Source organism: Amaricoccus solimangrovi, from assembly GCF_006385685.1.
GTDB classification, from domain to species: domain Bacteria; phylum Pseudomonadota; class Alphaproteobacteria; order Rhodobacterales; family Rhodobacteraceae; genus Amaricoccus; species Amaricoccus solimangrovi.
The window spans coordinates 359652-375302 of record NZ_VFRP01000002.1 but is presented as its reverse complement, the minus strand read 5'-3'; the positions used below and the strand labels follow the sequence as shown (position 1 = coordinate 375302).

Sequence of the window (15651 nt, the reverse complement as noted above, 5' to 3'; positions counted from 1 at the left end):
GCGATGAAAACGCAGCGACACAAGGTACAGGCTCCGGCGCGCGGCCCGGGATCCCCTCGCAAGACGATCGTCGGCGCGCTGCGGAGGAATACCGCCGCGATCAACCGTCTCGGGGTCGGGCGGGATCGCCTGACAGAGGCGGAAGCCCGTGTCACCAAGGCCGAGGACGCCATCGAAGGGAATGCCCGGGCGATCGGCGGGCTCCTGCGCGGGCAGGATCGCCTGACGGATCTTGGAGCCCGCCTCGAACGGGTCGAGGCCGGCATGAAGGCGCTCTGGGTCCTGAACCTGCTCCATGTCCACCTGAACAAGGACCATCTCACGATTTCCTCCGCGGGAGCCGTTCCCTCGGAATACGGCGCCGCCCAGCTGAGGAGCGTCGGCGATATCGCGGCATGCGGAAGCGGCGAGAACCTGCGCGGCGCGCTGCTGGGCTGCGACGCGCCGATCCTCGGCGCGCTTCCCCCCGAGGTCCACGATGCGATCTACGAGGCCGCGTCGCGGCTTTGCCAGTCCAGTCAAGCTCAGGGTCCGAGCGCGACGACACCCTGAGGCCATCCGGGCCGAAAACACCGAGGTTCCGCCATGTCATCGCTATCCTTTGAGACCAACGAGACCCTGAAGCGGCTGTTTCAGCGGTTCTATCGCGAGGAACTGGCCAATCTCGCGCCGGAAGAGCGGGCGGCCTTCGAGCGGCAGTTCGAGCAGCGATTCCAGCAGTTGCTCGAGGAGAATGGCGGCGAGCCCTTCGGCTTCGCCGATCTGATCGGCTTTGGCGGCGAGGGGGTCAAGCCGTTCGGGGATCTGCCGTATCCGCGGGTCAAGCCCGATTTCGACGCCGCCGTGATCCCGAGCCAGCTGCACGCGGCCGCGGAACTCTATTACATCTACCAGCACGAGCGGATGAAGGTGTTCGAGGTGATCGACGTCCTGCGCAAGCTCTTCCAGCTCGGCCGGCTCAGGATCCAGCAGGGCCCCGGCGCGCGCGGGCTCTACATCCTCGAGAAGTGGCGGCCGCTCCGCTACACGCGCCGCGACCGGATGATCGCCTACAAGCGCGCCTTCAACTACGGCCAGGGTCCGACCCCCGCCGGCGCCGTTGTCAACAGGAACTTCCACTACCAGTTCGTGGCCTTCATGTCCTCGATGGCGCAGTACACCCGCGATCTGACCATCAGCGAGGTGATCAAGGGCAGCCAGCAGATCGACGACCGGCCCTATGGCACCATCGCCTCGATCCAGCGCCTCGGCACGGATCTGCGCTACGCGCTGGACCGGTCGAGCTACGGCAACATCCTCGCGCTGACGCATGAGATCGGCCAGTACCTGCAGACCTCGCTCGATCTGCTCGAGGCGCCCGACATCCTCAAGGGCTTCGATGCGAACAACAAATGGGATGTGATCGAGATCGTCTCGCAACGGCATCTGAACGGCCACGCGCCGCTGTCGCAACGCTCGAAGATGGCCGAGGCGGGGCGGCGGGCGCTGGAATTCATCGCGTCGAACGACTTCGCGACCTCGATCGACATCGACGTGTTCCGCGCCGAGATCCGGCCGATCGCGGCCTACGCGGAAGCCTGGATCGCCGCCTATCGCATGACCTCCGAGGGCCGGCGCTTCCCGGGCGTCTCCGACCAGCTGCGCTGGTCGGTCGGCCTGCCGGCGCGGCAGGCGATGCGGATCCCGGCCTGAATCCCGGCATGAGGTGGCGCCATGACCCTTCCCCTCGCCGCCAGGGCCCTTGGTTCGGAGACCGACTCCGACCTGATCATCGACGGGCGCCTCGCCTTCTCCGAACATGGCCTCCTGATCGCGCTCGCGCTCGCCGAGCGGCGGCGCTGCTGGCTGGCGCAGGGCCTCTGGGCGCTGCTGCAGCGTTTCGAGGTCATCGACTATCCCGATCTGGCCGATCCGGGGGAGGATGCGCGGGCGCTGCTGCCGCGCCTGCGCGAATGGCACGCGGTCTGGAGCGCCACGACGCTGCTCGAACGGTTCTGCTGGATCGGCGATGTCCTGTTCGAAAGCCACCTGCCGCCGGGCTTCGACCAGAGCGCTGCCCGACGGTCGCAGGAATTCGCCGCGCTGCTCGAGCGCTTTCTCGCCCCCGGCACACCGGTTTCCTCGCTCGGGCTCTGCGCCCGCGACTCCCTGGCGCTGGCGGCGGTGAACGCGATCGCCGCTCCGGTGATCCTGACGCTGACCGAGCCGGACGGCCCGCCGCGGATGTGCCGGATGCTCTCCGCCGCCGGCCTCGACTGCGTTGAGATCGAGGGCGAGCAGGCCGCCCGTCTGTCCCGCGCCGGGACGGGAGAAGCCCCGCCGCGGCCGGTCGGGCTCGCCCTAGCCGCGGGTGCCCGGCTGGCGGCGGTCTGCCTCCTCGCGCCGCGCGCCGTCGCCGCGGCGCTCGACGACGCGCCCGACTTCGAACCCGACGACGCGGAATACAGCGAGGAGCGCGACCCCTGGCACGGCGCCAGCGCGTTCTGGTGCGAGGTGGCGTCATGATCGCCTCCGCGCCTCCCGGACCGCCGGCCCCGTCCCCCGGCGGTCCCCGCGTCAACCGCGAGGAACTGGCGACCATCGCGGTGCTCGGGCGCGTCACGCCTCCGCTCAGCAAGGGCTCGCCGTACCGGATCGGCCAGGACGGCGTGGCGCGGGTGCTGCCGGGGCCGGGCGGCATCACGCTCAGCCACCGCATCGGCGACCGCTGCGTCGGCATCGCGGCCGATCATCTCGAACCGGCGGTCTCGATCCGCGCGACCGGGAAGACTGAGGGCCCGGTACCGGACGCGGCGAACCGCGGGCTGAACCTGCTCGCCTGCGTCGGCAACGCGGCGCGGGTGGTCTCGGGACCGGCGGCGGGCGCGAAGGGGCTGGTCACCGGCAAACATGGCGGGGTCGGGCATGTGATCGTGGACTTTCCCCGCGAGCCGATGCGCCGGATGCGGGTGGGCGACATGGTTCAGATCGCGGCCACGGGGCAGGGGCTCCGCCTGCCGAATTTCCCCGAAGTCGCCGCGATGAACGCCGATCCGGGCCTGATCGCGCGCATGGGCATCCTCGTCGAAGGCGGGCGCCTCCTCGTCCCGGTGACGCATCTGGTGCCGGCGGCGCTGATGGGCTCCGGGCTCGGCAGGGGCTCGGCGTCGCTCGGGGATTGCGACATCCAGCTCTTCGATCACGAGGCCGTGGAACGCTTCCGCCTGGGCAGCCTGCGCTTCGGCGACATCGTCGCCATTCTCGACACGGAGGGGCGCCATGGCCGCTCCTACGCGCGGCGGCACGTGACGATCGGCGTGGTGGTGCATTCCGACAGCACGGTTTCCGGCCATGGGCCGGGCGTGACGGCGCTGCTCAGCGGACCGGCCGGGCGGCTGAGGCCGCGCCATGACCCGAATGCCAACCTGGCGGTGCTCTATGGTGTCCGGCCCGCGGCGGCGCCCCGGGTGGAGCCGACCTTCACGCGGCGGACCCGCCCTCTCGCGCCCCCGTCCGGGCGGGCGCTCCGGACAGGGAGAAGAGCCGATGTCCATCCATGAACGCGCCCTCGACCGGCTGGTGGCGAGCCTTCTCGACCGCCGGCGCCACCGTTGCGGACGGCCGGATTGCCCGATCTGCGGTGGGCGTCGTTTCGAGGCGGCGCCGGCCGGGCGGGTTCCGGCGCCGCCGGCGACCGCCAGGCGGGTGGGTACGCCGCGAAGCGGCACCCGCGAGGGGCCGCTGTCGCTCGACGACTGGGGCGGCTGGAGGAACGGCGTGGTCCTGAAGGATCTGATCGCCGCGGCGCTCCATCTGGACGCGCGGATGGCAGAGCGCGGCGGCGGCGGCGGCAAGCCCGTTCCCCGTGACCTTCTGGCGGCCATTCCCCCCGCGCTCTGGCCCTATTTCAGCGTCACGAGCGGCCTTTACCGGATCGAGGTCGCCGGACAACCCGTGCCCGTCGACATAGGGATGGTGGTGTCGCAGGTGCCCGGCTTCCGAATTCTCAAGCATTTCCGGCCGGCGGCGCGGATCCGCTCCGGCGCCGCGCGCCACGGCGGCAAGGGGCGCTACGATGCCAGGGTCGGCGCTCCCCGCAAGTTCGTTCCCGGCGAGAACGCGGCGGTCGTCCATCTCGGACACTTCCGCCGGAAGCTGCTCTGGCAGGGGCGGCCAGACCGCCGGATCCTGCACGCCTACGAGATCCTGCTTCAGCGGCGGGAGCGCGCCCGGACGTACAACCCCGCCACCTGGACCTTCGAAGACTGATCCCCCCGAGGAGGTGACCGCCATGCAACCGAACGAGGACACCGACGATTTCGACGAGCTCGACCGCCTCGTCGATCGGGAGCTCCAGGCGCTCCTGGCCCATCTGGGGCCGCGGCGGCGGGCCCCGGAGCGGAGCCAGGGCGATGCTGACCCGGACCGCCGCGAGCCGCGTCCCGCGCCCCGCCGCGGCGACGACAGGGGCGACAACGTCGTCCGGGCGCATCCGCTGGCCCGGCGCCCGCCCGCGGCGCCGCCGCGGCACATGCGCGGGCTGTTCGCACCCGAGGAGGAGGCGTTTCTCGCCAACGCGGCGGACTGGCTGGCCAGGTGTCCGAACGCCGACATCCTGCTCGAGACACTGGCGCGGCGCGTCGGCGAGGCGCGCGAACTCTCCGCGGCGCCCGAAGGGGCAGCGGCGTCCAGCGAGCAGGATCGTGCGCGGGAGCCCAGGCAGCGCGGCCGCGTCGCGACCCCGCGGGAGGACGCGGATATGGACGGCGAGCGCGCGGGCGTCGATGACGCCGACGGGGTGGAAGCGGTCCGCGCCGATCGTCCGGAGGCGGCGCCCCACGGCGGGCGCGGTCCGGACGGGGAGGAGGATGCGACGCCGCCTCGTCGCACGGCGCCGGACGAAGAAGGCGGCCCGGCCGGACGGCCATGAGCCGGGCGGCGGTCATCGAGACGCCGGTCGAGGCCGACCGCCTCGCGGAATGCCTCGATTATGCGATCATCGGTCCGACCGATGGCCGCTGGCGCGTCCGCGCGCCGATGCCGCCGCCGTATTCCTCGATCTGCCATATCGCGCGCGACTTCGGAACGGGAGGGCTGTCCGGCTGCACGGCCTTCCTGATCGCGCCCCGCGTCCTGCTGACCGCCGGGCACTGCCTCTTCTCGCTGGCGCGCCGCCGGACACCGCGGCGCATCCTGGTGACGCCCGCGCGGGACGGGGCCAGCCGCCCCTACGGCGCGGCCTGGGCCGAGCAGTGGTACGTCCACCCGCGTTTCGCCGCGCGCGCCGACCCCCGGCTCGACTGGGGCATAATCCGGCTGTCGCGGGGCTTCGGCCTGGAACCGGGGTTGAGACTCGCGGCTCTGTCCTCCGAGGCTCTCGAACGTGTGCGAAGCAGCCGGCTCCTGCGTATCGCCGGCTATCCCTCGGACAAGGCGCCTGGCGAACTCTGGGCTCATGCCGAACGTCTCGACGGATTCGGCCGGCACCTGATGCGCTACAGCGTCGACACCTGTCCCGGGCATTCCGGGGCGCCCGTGTGGCTCGACGGCGCGAACGCCGCCGGCGCGGTGATCGCCATCCACACGCGCGGCCCGCGCCCCTCGGCCCGGGGTCCCTGGGGGTGCCGCCCCGGCGCGCCCAACGCCCCGCCGGGCCACTTCAACGCCGGAGTCCGCGTCACCGCGCCGCTGCTCGCGGCCGTCGCCTCGTCCCTTGCCGGAAACGGGCCGCTCGCCCCCCTGCGTCCATCGCCGCCGCCCAGGTAAAGAAGCCCGCGCCGTGTCAAATGTTCCTCATATGCCCGTTGAAGCTTTCTTCGAGGGCCCAGTCGTGTCAAACTCATCTGACAGTGGACCGTCCGAGTCCATCCCGCTTTCATCGAGAGCGCGGGTGGTTCCGCATGATGATCCAGATGTCGTTCGATGGCGCGGTCACACTGCTTTCTCGGACGACACGGTCAGGCAGGGGCGACGCGCGAGACCGTATTCGTCTTTCGCGGCGATCTATGACAAGGCCATGGGTGAATGGGCTCTCCCAAGCGTGCTGGACGCGTTTTCCGAAAGCCGCGCGCGCTTCGGCATCGGGACCGGAAGCATCGCTGACATCGGGTGCGGCACCGGGCTGTTCCTGAGCTATCTCAGCCGCTTCGGCGGCGCGCTCATCGGCGTGGACCGGTCGCCGTCGATGCTGCGCCTCGCCGCGAAACGGCTGAGGGGCACGCCCGCGCGGCTCCTGCGGATGGACATGCGGCGCCTTGCGCTGCCCGAGCCGGTCGAGACGCTGAGCTGTACCTTCGATACGATCAACTACCTCCTGTCCCCGTCCGATCTGGCGGCGACCATCAGGGGCTTCGCGCGCAACCTGCTGCCGGGCGGGACGCTTGTCTTCGACTTCATCCCGGAAGGCGCCAGCCGCGGCGGGACGCGGGCGCGGCAGTCCCTGAGGATCGGAGCGATCCGCTCGGAATGGCGGATCAGGATCGATCCGGAGGGCCGCGGCAGCGTCGCGGCGATCCGTCTCGGCGCGCCGGGTCACGGGCGGCACGCGTGGACCGAGATCCACCGACAGCGCTGGCCCAGCCGCGAGGAGGTGATGCGCGCCCTCGCCGCGGCCGGGTTCGATCCGCTTGACTGCCGCCCGGTCGAGCCCGGCGGCGCCGGTGACTGGCTGCATGTGGTGGCGCGACGGGCCGCGGCCGCCAGCGAGACGTCGAGATGACCGCCCATGCGCCAGCCAACGCGGTGATGCCCGTGCCGCGAAGCGGCGGCGCCCGTCTCCTGGCGCTGTTGTCGCGGTTCGATCCATCTGTGCGGGAGTTCGTTTTCGCGGGAAGCCACCTGGCGGCGATCAGACAGGAATCCTGGGTCGCGGCCGATTTCGAGGATGAAGAGGTCTGCCGGCTGCGGGCCCATGTCGCAGGCCGCCTGCTGTGCAATGGCGACGTCTTCGTGGTCTTCTCCTCGGAGGCCCCGGAAGCCGCCGTCGCCGAGCAGTGCATCGCGCAACGGCTGACGCAACGCGAATTGAAGGTCGGCTGCATGATCGCCGAGGGGCTGACCGACAAGCAGATCGCCCGCAGGCTTGGCATCAGCGCCTATACGGTCCGCGAGCATTGCCGCCGCGCCTGCGCCAAGCTGGGCATATCGAGGCGCTCGGCGCTCGTGCGGTGCCTGTTCACGACACGCCTCGGCGGCCTCGATCCCGAGGATCAGGACTGAGCGCGGTCGATCCCGAGGCAGCTCCGCCTTCCGGGAGTTAACAACCGATCTTCGCCGCGATCGACTGGATCGCGGCCCATTGCGAGCCGTGCTCCTCCGGATGGTCCATGACCATCCGGACGGGGCGGGCGCGCACCTCGGGACTATAGGGCGGGATTCTCTTCGTCATGGCTCCAGTCTCTCAAGAGTTGGAGCCTCCGGGCAACCCGGCGCGGTTTGGTGACGCCGCTGCCCGGAAGCTGGCGGCATAGACGGCGCAGAGGACCGTCGTCGCCCCGCAGGCGACCATGAGCCAAGGCTCGCTGAAGCCCAGCCACCAGAGGGGGCCGAACCAGGACAGATAGACCACCAGCATGGCAAGCCTGTCGAACCGCTCGGACACGAGTGATCTTCCCCGCGCATTCGCATCGCCCAGGAAGATCAGGAACGCGAAGCCGAGACCAAGAACCGCCGCCGCGGCGACACCGCGCAGGGTAAGAAAGACCACAACCAGGATGTCGTAGAGCACTTGGTTCCTCCCTTGCGAGGCGCTTCGGGCGTCACACTTCTACTTGTCCGCCGCGAAATACTCCCGGCGGATGAGGACGGTATAATCGGACTCGACGGCCATGATCCCGACGAAGACGATGACTGCGAACATCGGCAAGAGGATGGCGTAGGCCAGCGCCCGGCGCTCCCAGACCATGTGCATGAAGACCGCGACGATCAGCCCGGCCTTTATCAGCATGAAGAGCAGGATGAGCGACCAGCGCGGGTAGCCCCGCAGGCCGACGTAGTCGACGAGGTAGGAACAGGCGCTCAGTACGAAAAGCCAGCCCCAGACGATGAAGTAGACCTTCAGCGGATGGTGCTGGCCCTCCTCGTGCGCGACCGCCGCGAGGTTGGCGTGGGTGTCCGGAACTGCCGGGCCGTGGACGATTGTTTCAGGCATGTGCGCCTCACCACAGGTAGAAGAAGGCGAAGATGAAGACCCAGACGAGGTCGACGAAGTGCCAGTAGAGCCCCATCACCTCGACGTTCTCGTAGCCGCCCCTCCGGCTGGTGAAATAGCCCCGCCTGCCGGTGTCGAAGTCTCCGCGCAGCACCTTCCGCGCGATGATGAGCAGGAAGATCACCCCAAAGGTCACGTGGGTGCCGTGGAAGCCGGTGATCATGAAGAAGGTCGCGCCGAACTGCTCGGCGCCCCAGGGATTGCTCCAGGGCCGGACGCCCTCGCGGATGAGCTTGGTCCATTCGAAGGCCTGCATGCCGACGAAGGTCGCGCCGAGCGCGGCGGTGGCGAGCATCAGCCGGGCCGTCATCCTCCGATCGCGGCGGTAGCCGTAGTTGACTGCGAGGGCCATCGTGCCCGAGGAGGAGATGAGCACGAAGGTCATGATCGCGATCAGGATCAGCGGGATGTCCTGGCCGAACAGGTGTAGTGCGAAGACCTCGCTCGGGTTCGGCCAGGGGATCGTCGTCGAACTGCGCGCGGTCATGTAGGCGACGAGGAAGCAGCTGAAGACGAAGGTGTCGCTCAGCAGGAAGATCCACATCATCGCCTTCTTCCAGGAGACCTGCTTGAAGGCGCGCTGGTCCGAGGACCAGTCGGCGACGATGCCGCGCCAGCCCGGGGGGCGGGATCGAACGGGAACGGAAGGGACGTCGGTCATGCTCGGGGACCTCAGGTCAGGAAACCGCGGCAGATGTTGACGAAGCCGGTCGCCCAGCCGGTGAAGAGGACCAGCAGGCAGAGCCACACGAACAGGAGGAAGTGCCAGTAGGCGACGCAGAGCTCGAGACGGAGCCGGAGCCCGCGCGCGTCGCCCGTGCCCCAGGCCGCGGGAGTGGCGCGCGCCAGCGCCACCAGGCCGCCGAGGATGTGCAGGCCGTGCAGCCCGGTCAGGAGATAGAAGAAGCTGTTGGCCGGGTTGCCGGTCACGAGGTATCCGCTGGCGGCGAGATCGCGCCAGGCGACGAGTTGGCCACCGAGGAAGGTGACCGTCGCGACGGCGCCGGCGGCGAGGCTGAGGCGCAGCGAGCCCCGGTCATGCTGACGGTCCGCGGCGAGGGCGCATTCCAGCGCGACGCTGGCGAGAACCAGCACGCCGGTGTTCAGCCAGACGATCCGCGGGATCGGGATCGGCCGCCAGTCGGCGAATTCCATGCGCATGAAGTAGGCACTGGCGAACAGGGCGAAGAGCGCGCCGACCACCGCGAGGAAGATGCCGAGCGCGATCTTCTCGGTCGGCATGCCCGTCGGCCGCGGCCCTCCCAGTGGGTCGGGCCCGACCTCGAGCCAGGGCTTGGACAGGAGCCGCTGATGCGCGAGCCACCAGCCCGCGAAGCCGATCACCACCACGAGGAAGACGAGGATCACGCTCATGACGGGCGCGCGGGCGGCTGTGGCCAGGGATCGTCCTGGGCGATGAAGTCGCGCGGGGCGCCCGGCACGCTGTAGTCGTAGGCCCAGCGGTAGACGATCGGCAGTTCGCGGCCCCAGTTGCCGTGGCCCGGCGGCGTCTCGGGCGTCTGCCACTCGAGCGAGGCGGCGCCCCAGGGATTGCCGCCGGACGGCCGGCCGTGGCGCAGGCTCCAGACGATGTTGAACAGGAAGACGAGCTGCGCGAAGCCGACGACGAGGGCGGCCACGGTGATGAAGGCGTTGAGCCCGTGCACCGGCGTGGTGACGAAGGCCGGGTCGCCGAGTTCGACGTAGCGCCGCGGCACCCCGACCAGCCCGACGTAGTGCATCGGGAAGAAGATCGCATAGGCGCCGACGAATGTCACCCAGAAGTGGAACCGGCCCATCTTCTCGTCGAGCATCCGGCCGGTGATCTTCGGATACCAGTGGTAGATCGCCCCGAAGATGACGAGGATCGGCGCCACCCCCATCACCATGTGGAAATGCGCCACCACGAACATCGTGTCGGAGAGCGGCACGTCGACGACGACGTTGCCGAGAAAGAGCCCGGTCAGCCCGCCGTTGAGGAAGGTGACGATGAAGGCGAGCGCGAAGAGCATCGGCAGCCTCAGATGGATGTCGCCGCGCCAGAGCGTCAGGATCCAGTTGTACACCTTGAGCGCCGTCGGCACGGCGATGACCAGCGTCGTCGTGGCGAAGAAGAAGCCGAAGCGCGGGTCCATGCCCGAGACGTACATGTGGTGCGCCCAGACCACGAAGGAGAGCGCCCCGATGATCACGATCGCCCAGACCATCATCCGGTAGCCGAAGATGTTCTTGCGGGCGTGGACGCTGATCAGGTCGGAGACGATGCCGAAGGCGGGCAGGGCGACGATGTAGACCTCGGGATGGCCGAAGAACCAGAAGAGGTGCTGGAACAGGATCGGGCTGCCGCCGCCGTATTTGAGCTGCTCGCCCATCTCGACCAGCGCCGGCATGAAGAAGCTCGTGCCGAGCACGCGGTCGAACATCATCATCACGCAGGCGACGAAGAGCGCAGGGAAGGCGAGAAGCGCCATGACCGTGGCGGTGAAGATGCCCCAGAGGGTGAGCGGCATCCGCATCAGCGTCATGCCGCGGGTCCTGCCCTGCAGGATGGTGACGACGTAGTTGAGGCCGCCCATCGTGAAGCCGATGATGAAGAGCATCAGCGAGGCGAGCATCAGCAGGATGCCGGCCTGCTGGCCGCCCGGCGTGCCGCCCAGGATCGCCTGCGGCGGGTAGAGCGTCCAGCCCGCCCCGGTCGGTCCACCGGGCGCGAAGAAGCTCGCGACCAGCACGAGCACCGCCAGGAGGTAGATCCAGTAGCTGAGCATGTTGACGTAGGGAAACACCATGTCCCGGGCGCCGACCATCAGCGGAATCAGGTAGTTGCCGAAGCCGCCGAGAAAGAGCGCGGTCAGCAGGTAGACCACCATGATCATGCCGTGCATGGTCACGATCTGGTAGTAGGCCTCCGGCGTGATAAAATCGACGAGACCGGGGAAGCCGAGTTGCAGCCGGATCAACCAGGACAGCACCAGCGCGACGAGGCCGATGGCGAACGCGGTCCCCGAATATTGCAGCGCGATGATCTTGGCGTCCTGCGAGAAGACGTAGGTCGTCCACCAGCTTTTCGGATGGTAGAGTTCGAGTTCCGGTACCTCGGCCGGCGGGATGTCGGTATCGATCTCCTGCGTCGCATCGACCATCGGTCTTCCTCCGTGCCGGCGCCTTCGCGCGCGGCTCCCCTTCCGTCACCGCATGGGCGCCGCCGCCCCCAGGCGTACCGGCCGCGACAGCGCGGCGAATGTCGGTTGCTCGCCGAGCCAGGCCTGGTAGTCCGCCTCGCCGTCGATCTGGACGGCCCCGCGCATGAAGGCGTGGCCGACGCCGCAAAGCTCGGCGCAGAGCACCTCGAAGGCGCCGGTGCGCGTGGGGGTGAACCAGAAATAGGTCACCATCCCCGGCACCATGTCCATCTTGGCGCGGAACTCCGGCACGTAGAAATCGTGGAGCACGTCGATCGAGCGCAGCAGGACCCTGACCGGACGATCGACGGGCAGGTGCAGGTCGCCCGCCTCGATGATGACGTCGTCGGCGCCGGCCGGGTCATCCGGATCGACTCCGAGCGGGTTTTCGGGCCCGATCAGCCGCGCGCTGGATTGGCCGAGCCGGCCGTCCTCTCCCGGCAGCCGGTAGCTCCATTGCCATTGCTGGGCGATGACCTCGACGTCGGCTGCCTCGTCGGGGACGGTGACGAACCTGTGCCAGACGAAGAGACCCGGGGTCAGCAACGCCGCGACGCCGACCGCGGTGATCACGGTCAGCCAGAGTTCCAGCCGCCTGCTCTCGGGCTCGTAACGCGCGCGCGCGCCCTCGCGATGACGGAAGCGGAAGACGCAATAGGCCATGAACAGGACGACCGACGCGAAGACAAGCCCGGTGATCCAGAAGGTGATCACCAGCGTGTGGTCGATGTAGCCCCAGTTCGAGGCGATGGGCGTCCACCACCACGGGCTCAGCAGGTGAAACAGCACCGAGCCGACGACGACGACGACGAGTACCACCGCGATTGCCATGCACATGCCCCTTGGCAGTGGTTGGCGTGGCCAGCCTCACCGACACACCATAGCTCAATCGGCGGCTTGAAACCACCATGCTGAACTTGTGGCCAGATCCGGGCTCCGGCCGCCCGGGTTTCCTCGGCCGCTTCCCTGGCGCTCCCGGGGGACACTCTCGAGGCGCTCGCCGGCGAGGGGGCATCGGCGACCCGGCCCCCGGAACGCTCACCGAGCCTTCCACCAGACTTTCACGGCTTGCCGGATGTAGCCGCCGCCGTCGACGTCGAGCGTCGCCCCGTCGAGCGAGGCCTGGGATGGTTGAAGGGCGAAGGCGATCGGCTCCGCGACTTCCATCGGATCCGCCCTTCGGCCCATCGGGATGTCCGCGATGGCCGCGGCTTCCCCGCGCTGGGCCAACGGACCGTCGACCATCGGAGTTCTGACCGACCCGGCGCGATCGTGACAGCGACGATTCGCTCCGGGCCGAAGCCGCGGGCGATCGACATCCGCAGGTCAAGCCCGATCTCGACGCCGCCGTGATCCGAGCCGGCCGCGCGCGGGCCGTCCGCCTATCCCAGAAGCCGGACGAGGCCCAGCGTGATGGCCGGAAAGGCGATCAGCGCGGCGATGCGGATCGCATCGCTGACGAGGAAGGGGAGGACGCCGCGGAAGCTTTCGAGCATCGGGACATCCCTCGCCATCCCGTTGATGACGAAGACGTTCATGCCGACGGGCGGGGTGATCAGTCCGACCTCGACCACGACGACGGCGAGAATCCCGAACCAGATCAGCGTGTCCTCCCGCGGCATCCCGAAATCGAGCCCGGCGATGATCGGATAGAAGATCGGAATGGTCAGGAGCAGCATGGACATCGAATCCATCACGCAGCCGAGCACGAGATAGAGCAGCAGCATCGCCAGCAGCACCGACATCGGCGAGAGGCCGGAGGCCGAGATCGCGCTCGCGGCCAGCATGGGTGTCTGGGTCTGGGCCAGGAAGGCGTTGAAGATCTCCGCGCCGAGAAGGATCAGGAAGATCATGGCCGAGGTGTTCGCCGCGCCGCGAAGGCACTCGAGCAGTCCCGCCAGCCGCATCCCGCCGCGCAGGATCGCGAGGATCCCGGTGCCGAAAGCGCCGACGGCGGCGGCTTCGGTGGGCGTGAACCACCCCCGGTACATCCCGATGATGACCAGTCCGAAGATGAGCGCGATCGACCAGGTCTCGCGCAGCGCCCCGAGCCGCTCGGCGGTGCTCGCGCGCGGGCCGGCGGGTCCATCCTCCGGATTGCGCCGGACGAAGATCGCGACGGCGATCATGTAGCCGGCGGCGGCGAGGATGCCCGGAACGATCGCGGCGACGAACATCCGCGCGATGTTCTGCTCGGCCATCAGCGCGTAGAGCACCAGGATCACCGAGGGGGGAATCAGGATGCCGAGGGTGCCGCCGGCCGCGAGGGAGCCGGTGGAGAGCGCGCCGGAGTAGTTATAGCGCCGCATCTCGGGGAGCGCGACCTGGGCCATCGTGGCGGCGGTGGCGAGCGAACTGCCGCAGATCGCGCCGAAGGCCGCGCAGCCGCCGATCGAGGCCATCGCCAGCCCGCCCCGGCGGTGGCCGAGGAACGCGGCCGCCGCGCGGTAGAGCGCCCGGCTCAGGCCCGCGTGGGTGGCGAATTCGCCCATCAGCACGAAGAGCGGGATGACCGAGAGCGAATAGGTCGAGAACTGGTAGTAGGTGGAGGTCTTGAGGAAGGCCAGCAGCGGCGTCACCCCGTTGTAGAGCCCATACCCGCCGATCCCGACGGCGAGCATGGCGACCCCGATCGGGACGCGGATCGCCATCAGCGCGAGGAGGACCCCGAAGCCCGTCAGCCCGGCGGCGAGCCCGGTCATGACCGCGCCGCCCGCAGATGGCCCGCCATGGTGGCGGCGCAGGTGACGGCGAGAAGCGCCATCGCGGGCACGATGACGACGAAGCTCCACCAGATCGGCAGGCGCAGCACCATCGACTGCTCCCCGTATTGCCGCATCTCGATGCCCCCGCGGATCAGGCGCCAGGTCAGCAGCGCCGCGATCAGGCAGTAGAGGAGGTCGCCGAGCGCCTCGAGCAGGTGGTTCGCCCGCCGGCCCGAGCGCTGGGTGAAGAAATCCACCAGCACATTGCCGCCGGAAAGCTGGCACCAGGGCAGGAAGCAGAAGATCGCGATGGCGCCGCCCATCTCGACGAGTTCGAAATCTCCGGGGACCGGATGGCCGAGGATGCCGCGGAGCGTCACGCTGGCGACCGTGACGAGCATCATCGCCAGCAGGGCGACGCCGCCGATGCCCGCGAAGATCCGGCAGAGGGCCGACAGCCACGCCGGAACGGCCACCGGACGCGCATGTTCGGTCGGAGTTTCCATTTCGGCCATCCGGCCCTCCCTCGGTGATCAGTCGCCGCGCGCCGCGTCCATCATCGCCCGCGCGTCGTCGAGCATCGCGTGTCCGTCCAGACCGGCGTCGTTCATGGAGCTGACCCAGTCTTCGATGACCGGAAGCGTCGCCTCCCGCCACGCGGCCAGGTCCGCCTCGGGGACGATGTGAACGACGCCGCCGGCGTCGAGCGCCTTGCGCCGCTCCTCCACCTCGGCCCGGTCGAAGGCGGCGCCGGCGATCGGTGCCAGGGTCGTGCCGGAATTGTCGTCGATCACCTTCCTCAGATCGTCCGGAAGGCTCTCGTATTTCGCCTTGTTCATCACCAGCGCCATGACGGAGGTGGACATGCCGCCATTCTCCTGTCCGAACTCGGTGTGGTCCCGCGTCATGGTCTCGATCCGCAGCGAGCCGAACACTTCCCAGGGGATGACCGCGCCGTCGATGACGCCCGTGGTGAGCGCCTGCGGCACCTCGGGTACCGGCATCCCGACCGCCGTGGCGCCGAGCGCGTTCAACCCCTCCGTCATGGTGCGCGAGGGGGCGCGGATCTTCAGCCCCTTCAGGTCTCCCATGGTCCCGACCGCCTTGTCACGGGTGTGGATCTTGTAGGCGGCGGGCGCGTGGATCAGCAGCGGATGCACGTCGGCGAGTTCGTCGCCCATGTATTTGGCCTGGTATTCCTGCAGCGCCATGGTCGTCTCCAGGGCGGTCCCGGCCAGGAAGGGCAGTTCGAACGCCTCCGAGACCGGAAAGCGGCCGGGCGTGTAGCCGAGCAGCGTCCAGCTGACGTCGACGATCCCGTCGCGCGCCTGATCGAAAAGCTGCGGCGGCTTGCCGCCGAGCCCCATCGAGGGAAAGATCCGCACGTCCACGCGCCCGCCGGACTGCTCCTCGACCGCCTTCTCCCAGGGCTCCAGCACGCCCTTCTGGATTGTCGAATCTGCCGGCAGGAAGTGATGCACGCGCAGCGTGACTTCCTGGGCGGCGGCGGCTCCCGCCAGCGCCGCGACCGCGACGGTGGCAAGCAGACAGAGCTTCATCGGACTTCCTCCCCTGG

General features: G+C 69.1%; 18 protein-coding genes and 2 pseudogenes. 9 read left to right on the top strand and 11 right to left on the bottom strand.

Features of this window, described 5'->3' with window-relative positions:
* Nucleotides 1-3: 3 nt before the first annotated feature.
* From FJM51_RS04310 to FJM51_RS04270, 9 genes are all read left to right on the top strand, one after another.
* A complete protein-coding gene (locus FJM51_RS04310; RefSeq protein ID WP_140452870.1) occupies nt 4-552 on the top strand; it encodes a hypothetical protein in 549 nt (182 codons plus the stop codon).
* A gap of 33 nt (nt 553-585) precedes the next feature.
* Nucleotides 586-1692 (top strand): hypothetical protein, encoded by a 1107-nt coding sequence (locus FJM51_RS04305; protein ID WP_140452869.1) that lies wholly within the window; start codon nt 586-588, stop codon nt 1690-1692.
* Between the two features lie 21 nt (nt 1693-1713).
* A complete protein-coding gene (locus FJM51_RS04300) occupies nt 1714-2505 on the top strand; it encodes a hypothetical protein (RefSeq protein WP_140452868.1) in 792 nt (263 codons plus the stop codon).
* Nucleotides 2502-3539: a DUF4438 domain-containing protein gene (locus FJM51_RS04295; RefSeq protein WP_140452867.1), complete on the top strand. Its 1038-nt coding sequence runs from the start codon at nt 2502-2504 to the stop codon at nt 3537-3539. Before FJM51_RS04300 ends, FJM51_RS04295 begins: the two co-directional genes overlap by 4 nt.
* Nucleotides 3526-4248: a hypothetical protein gene (locus tag FJM51_RS04290; RefSeq protein ID WP_140452866.1), complete on the top strand. Its 723-nt coding sequence runs from the start codon at nt 3526-3528 to the stop codon at nt 4246-4248. Before FJM51_RS04295 ends, FJM51_RS04290 begins: the two co-directional genes overlap by 14 nt.
* Nucleotides 4249-4270: 22 nt before the next feature.
* Nucleotides 4271-4909, top strand: coding sequence for a hypothetical protein (locus FJM51_RS04285; RefSeq protein WP_140452865.1), 639 nt, complete (start codon nt 4271-4273; stop codon nt 4907-4909).
* Complete coding sequence (locus FJM51_RS04280) at nt 4906-5745, top strand: trypsin-like serine peptidase (protein WP_140452864.1); 840 nt, start codon at nt 4906-4908, stop codon at nt 5743-5745. Before FJM51_RS04285 ends, FJM51_RS04280 begins: the two co-directional genes overlap by 4 nt.
* Before the next feature lie 274 nt (nt 5746-6019).
* Nucleotides 6020-6697: a class I SAM-dependent DNA methyltransferase gene (locus FJM51_RS04275; protein ID WP_181164440.1), complete on the top strand. Its 678-nt coding sequence runs from the start codon at nt 6020-6022 to the stop codon at nt 6695-6697.
* On the top strand, nt 6694-7197 hold the full coding sequence (locus FJM51_RS04270) for a helix-turn-helix transcriptional regulator (protein ID WP_210240204.1): 504 nt from the start codon (nt 6694-6696) through the stop codon (nt 7195-7197). The genes FJM51_RS04275 and FJM51_RS04270 overlap by 4 nt, the downstream gene beginning before the upstream one ends.
* A gap of 40 nt (nt 7198-7237) precedes the next feature.
* Here the strand turns inward: FJM51_RS04270 and FJM51_RS04265 are convergent.
* The 11 genes and pseudogenes from FJM51_RS04265 to FJM51_RS04215 all read right to left on the bottom strand — a co-directional run.
* Nucleotides 7238-7366, bottom strand: a pseudogene (locus FJM51_RS04265) (IS3 family transposase); the annotation flags it as partial.
* A gap of 12 nt (nt 7367-7378) precedes the next feature.
* Complete coding sequence (locus tag FJM51_RS04260) at nt 7379-7705, bottom strand: hypothetical protein (RefSeq protein WP_140452862.1); 327 nt, start codon at nt 7703-7705, stop codon at nt 7379-7381.
* Nucleotides 7706-7744: 39 nt separating this feature from the next.
* A complete protein-coding gene (locus tag FJM51_RS04255; protein WP_140452861.1) occupies nt 7745-8128 on the bottom strand; it encodes a cytochrome C oxidase subunit IV family protein in 384 nt (127 codons plus the stop codon).
* Nucleotides 8129-8135: 7 nt separating this feature from the next.
* Nucleotides 8136-8849 carry a heme-copper oxidase subunit III family protein gene (locus FJM51_RS04250; RefSeq protein ID WP_140452860.1) on the bottom strand — a complete coding sequence of 238 codons (714 nt, stop codon included), beginning with the start codon at nt 8847-8849 and terminating at the stop codon, nt 8136-8138.
* Between the two features lie 11 nt (nt 8850-8860).
* Nucleotides 8861-9562 carry a cytochrome c oxidase subunit 3 gene (locus FJM51_RS04245; protein WP_140452859.1) on the bottom strand — a complete coding sequence of 234 codons (702 nt, stop codon included), beginning with the start codon at nt 9560-9562 and terminating at the stop codon, nt 8861-8863.
* Entirely contained in the window at nt 9559-11331 is a 1773-nt protein-coding gene (locus tag FJM51_RS04240; RefSeq protein ID WP_140452858.1) for a cbb3-type cytochrome c oxidase subunit I, read from the bottom strand. The genes FJM51_RS04245 and FJM51_RS04240 overlap by 4 nt, the downstream gene beginning before the upstream one ends.
* Nucleotides 11332-11376: 45 nt before the next feature.
* Nucleotides 11377-12201 carry a cytochrome c oxidase subunit II gene (locus tag FJM51_RS04235; RefSeq protein WP_140452857.1) on the bottom strand — a complete coding sequence of 275 codons (825 nt, stop codon included), beginning with the start codon at nt 12199-12201 and terminating at the stop codon, nt 11377-11379.
* A 207-nt stretch (nt 12202-12408) separates the two neighbouring features.
* A pseudogene (locus tag FJM51_RS04230) lies at nt 12409-12624 on the bottom strand (hypothetical protein); the annotation flags it as partial.
* Between the two features lie 128 nt (nt 12625-12752).
* A complete protein-coding gene (locus FJM51_RS04225; protein WP_140452855.1) occupies nt 12753-14072 on the bottom strand; it encodes a TRAP transporter large permease in 1320 nt (439 codons plus the stop codon).
* Nucleotides 14069-14590 carry a TRAP transporter small permease gene (locus FJM51_RS04220; RefSeq protein WP_140452854.1) on the bottom strand — a complete coding sequence of 174 codons (522 nt, stop codon included), beginning with the start codon at nt 14588-14590 and terminating at the stop codon, nt 14069-14071. Before FJM51_RS04220 ends, FJM51_RS04225 begins: the two co-directional genes overlap by 4 nt.
* 18 nt (nt 14591-14608) lie before the next feature.
* Nucleotides 14609-15634: a TRAP transporter substrate-binding protein gene (locus tag FJM51_RS04215; protein WP_140452853.1), complete on the bottom strand. Its 1026-nt coding sequence runs from the start codon at nt 15632-15634 to the stop codon at nt 14609-14611.
* Nucleotides 15635-15651: the final 17 nt, after the last annotated feature.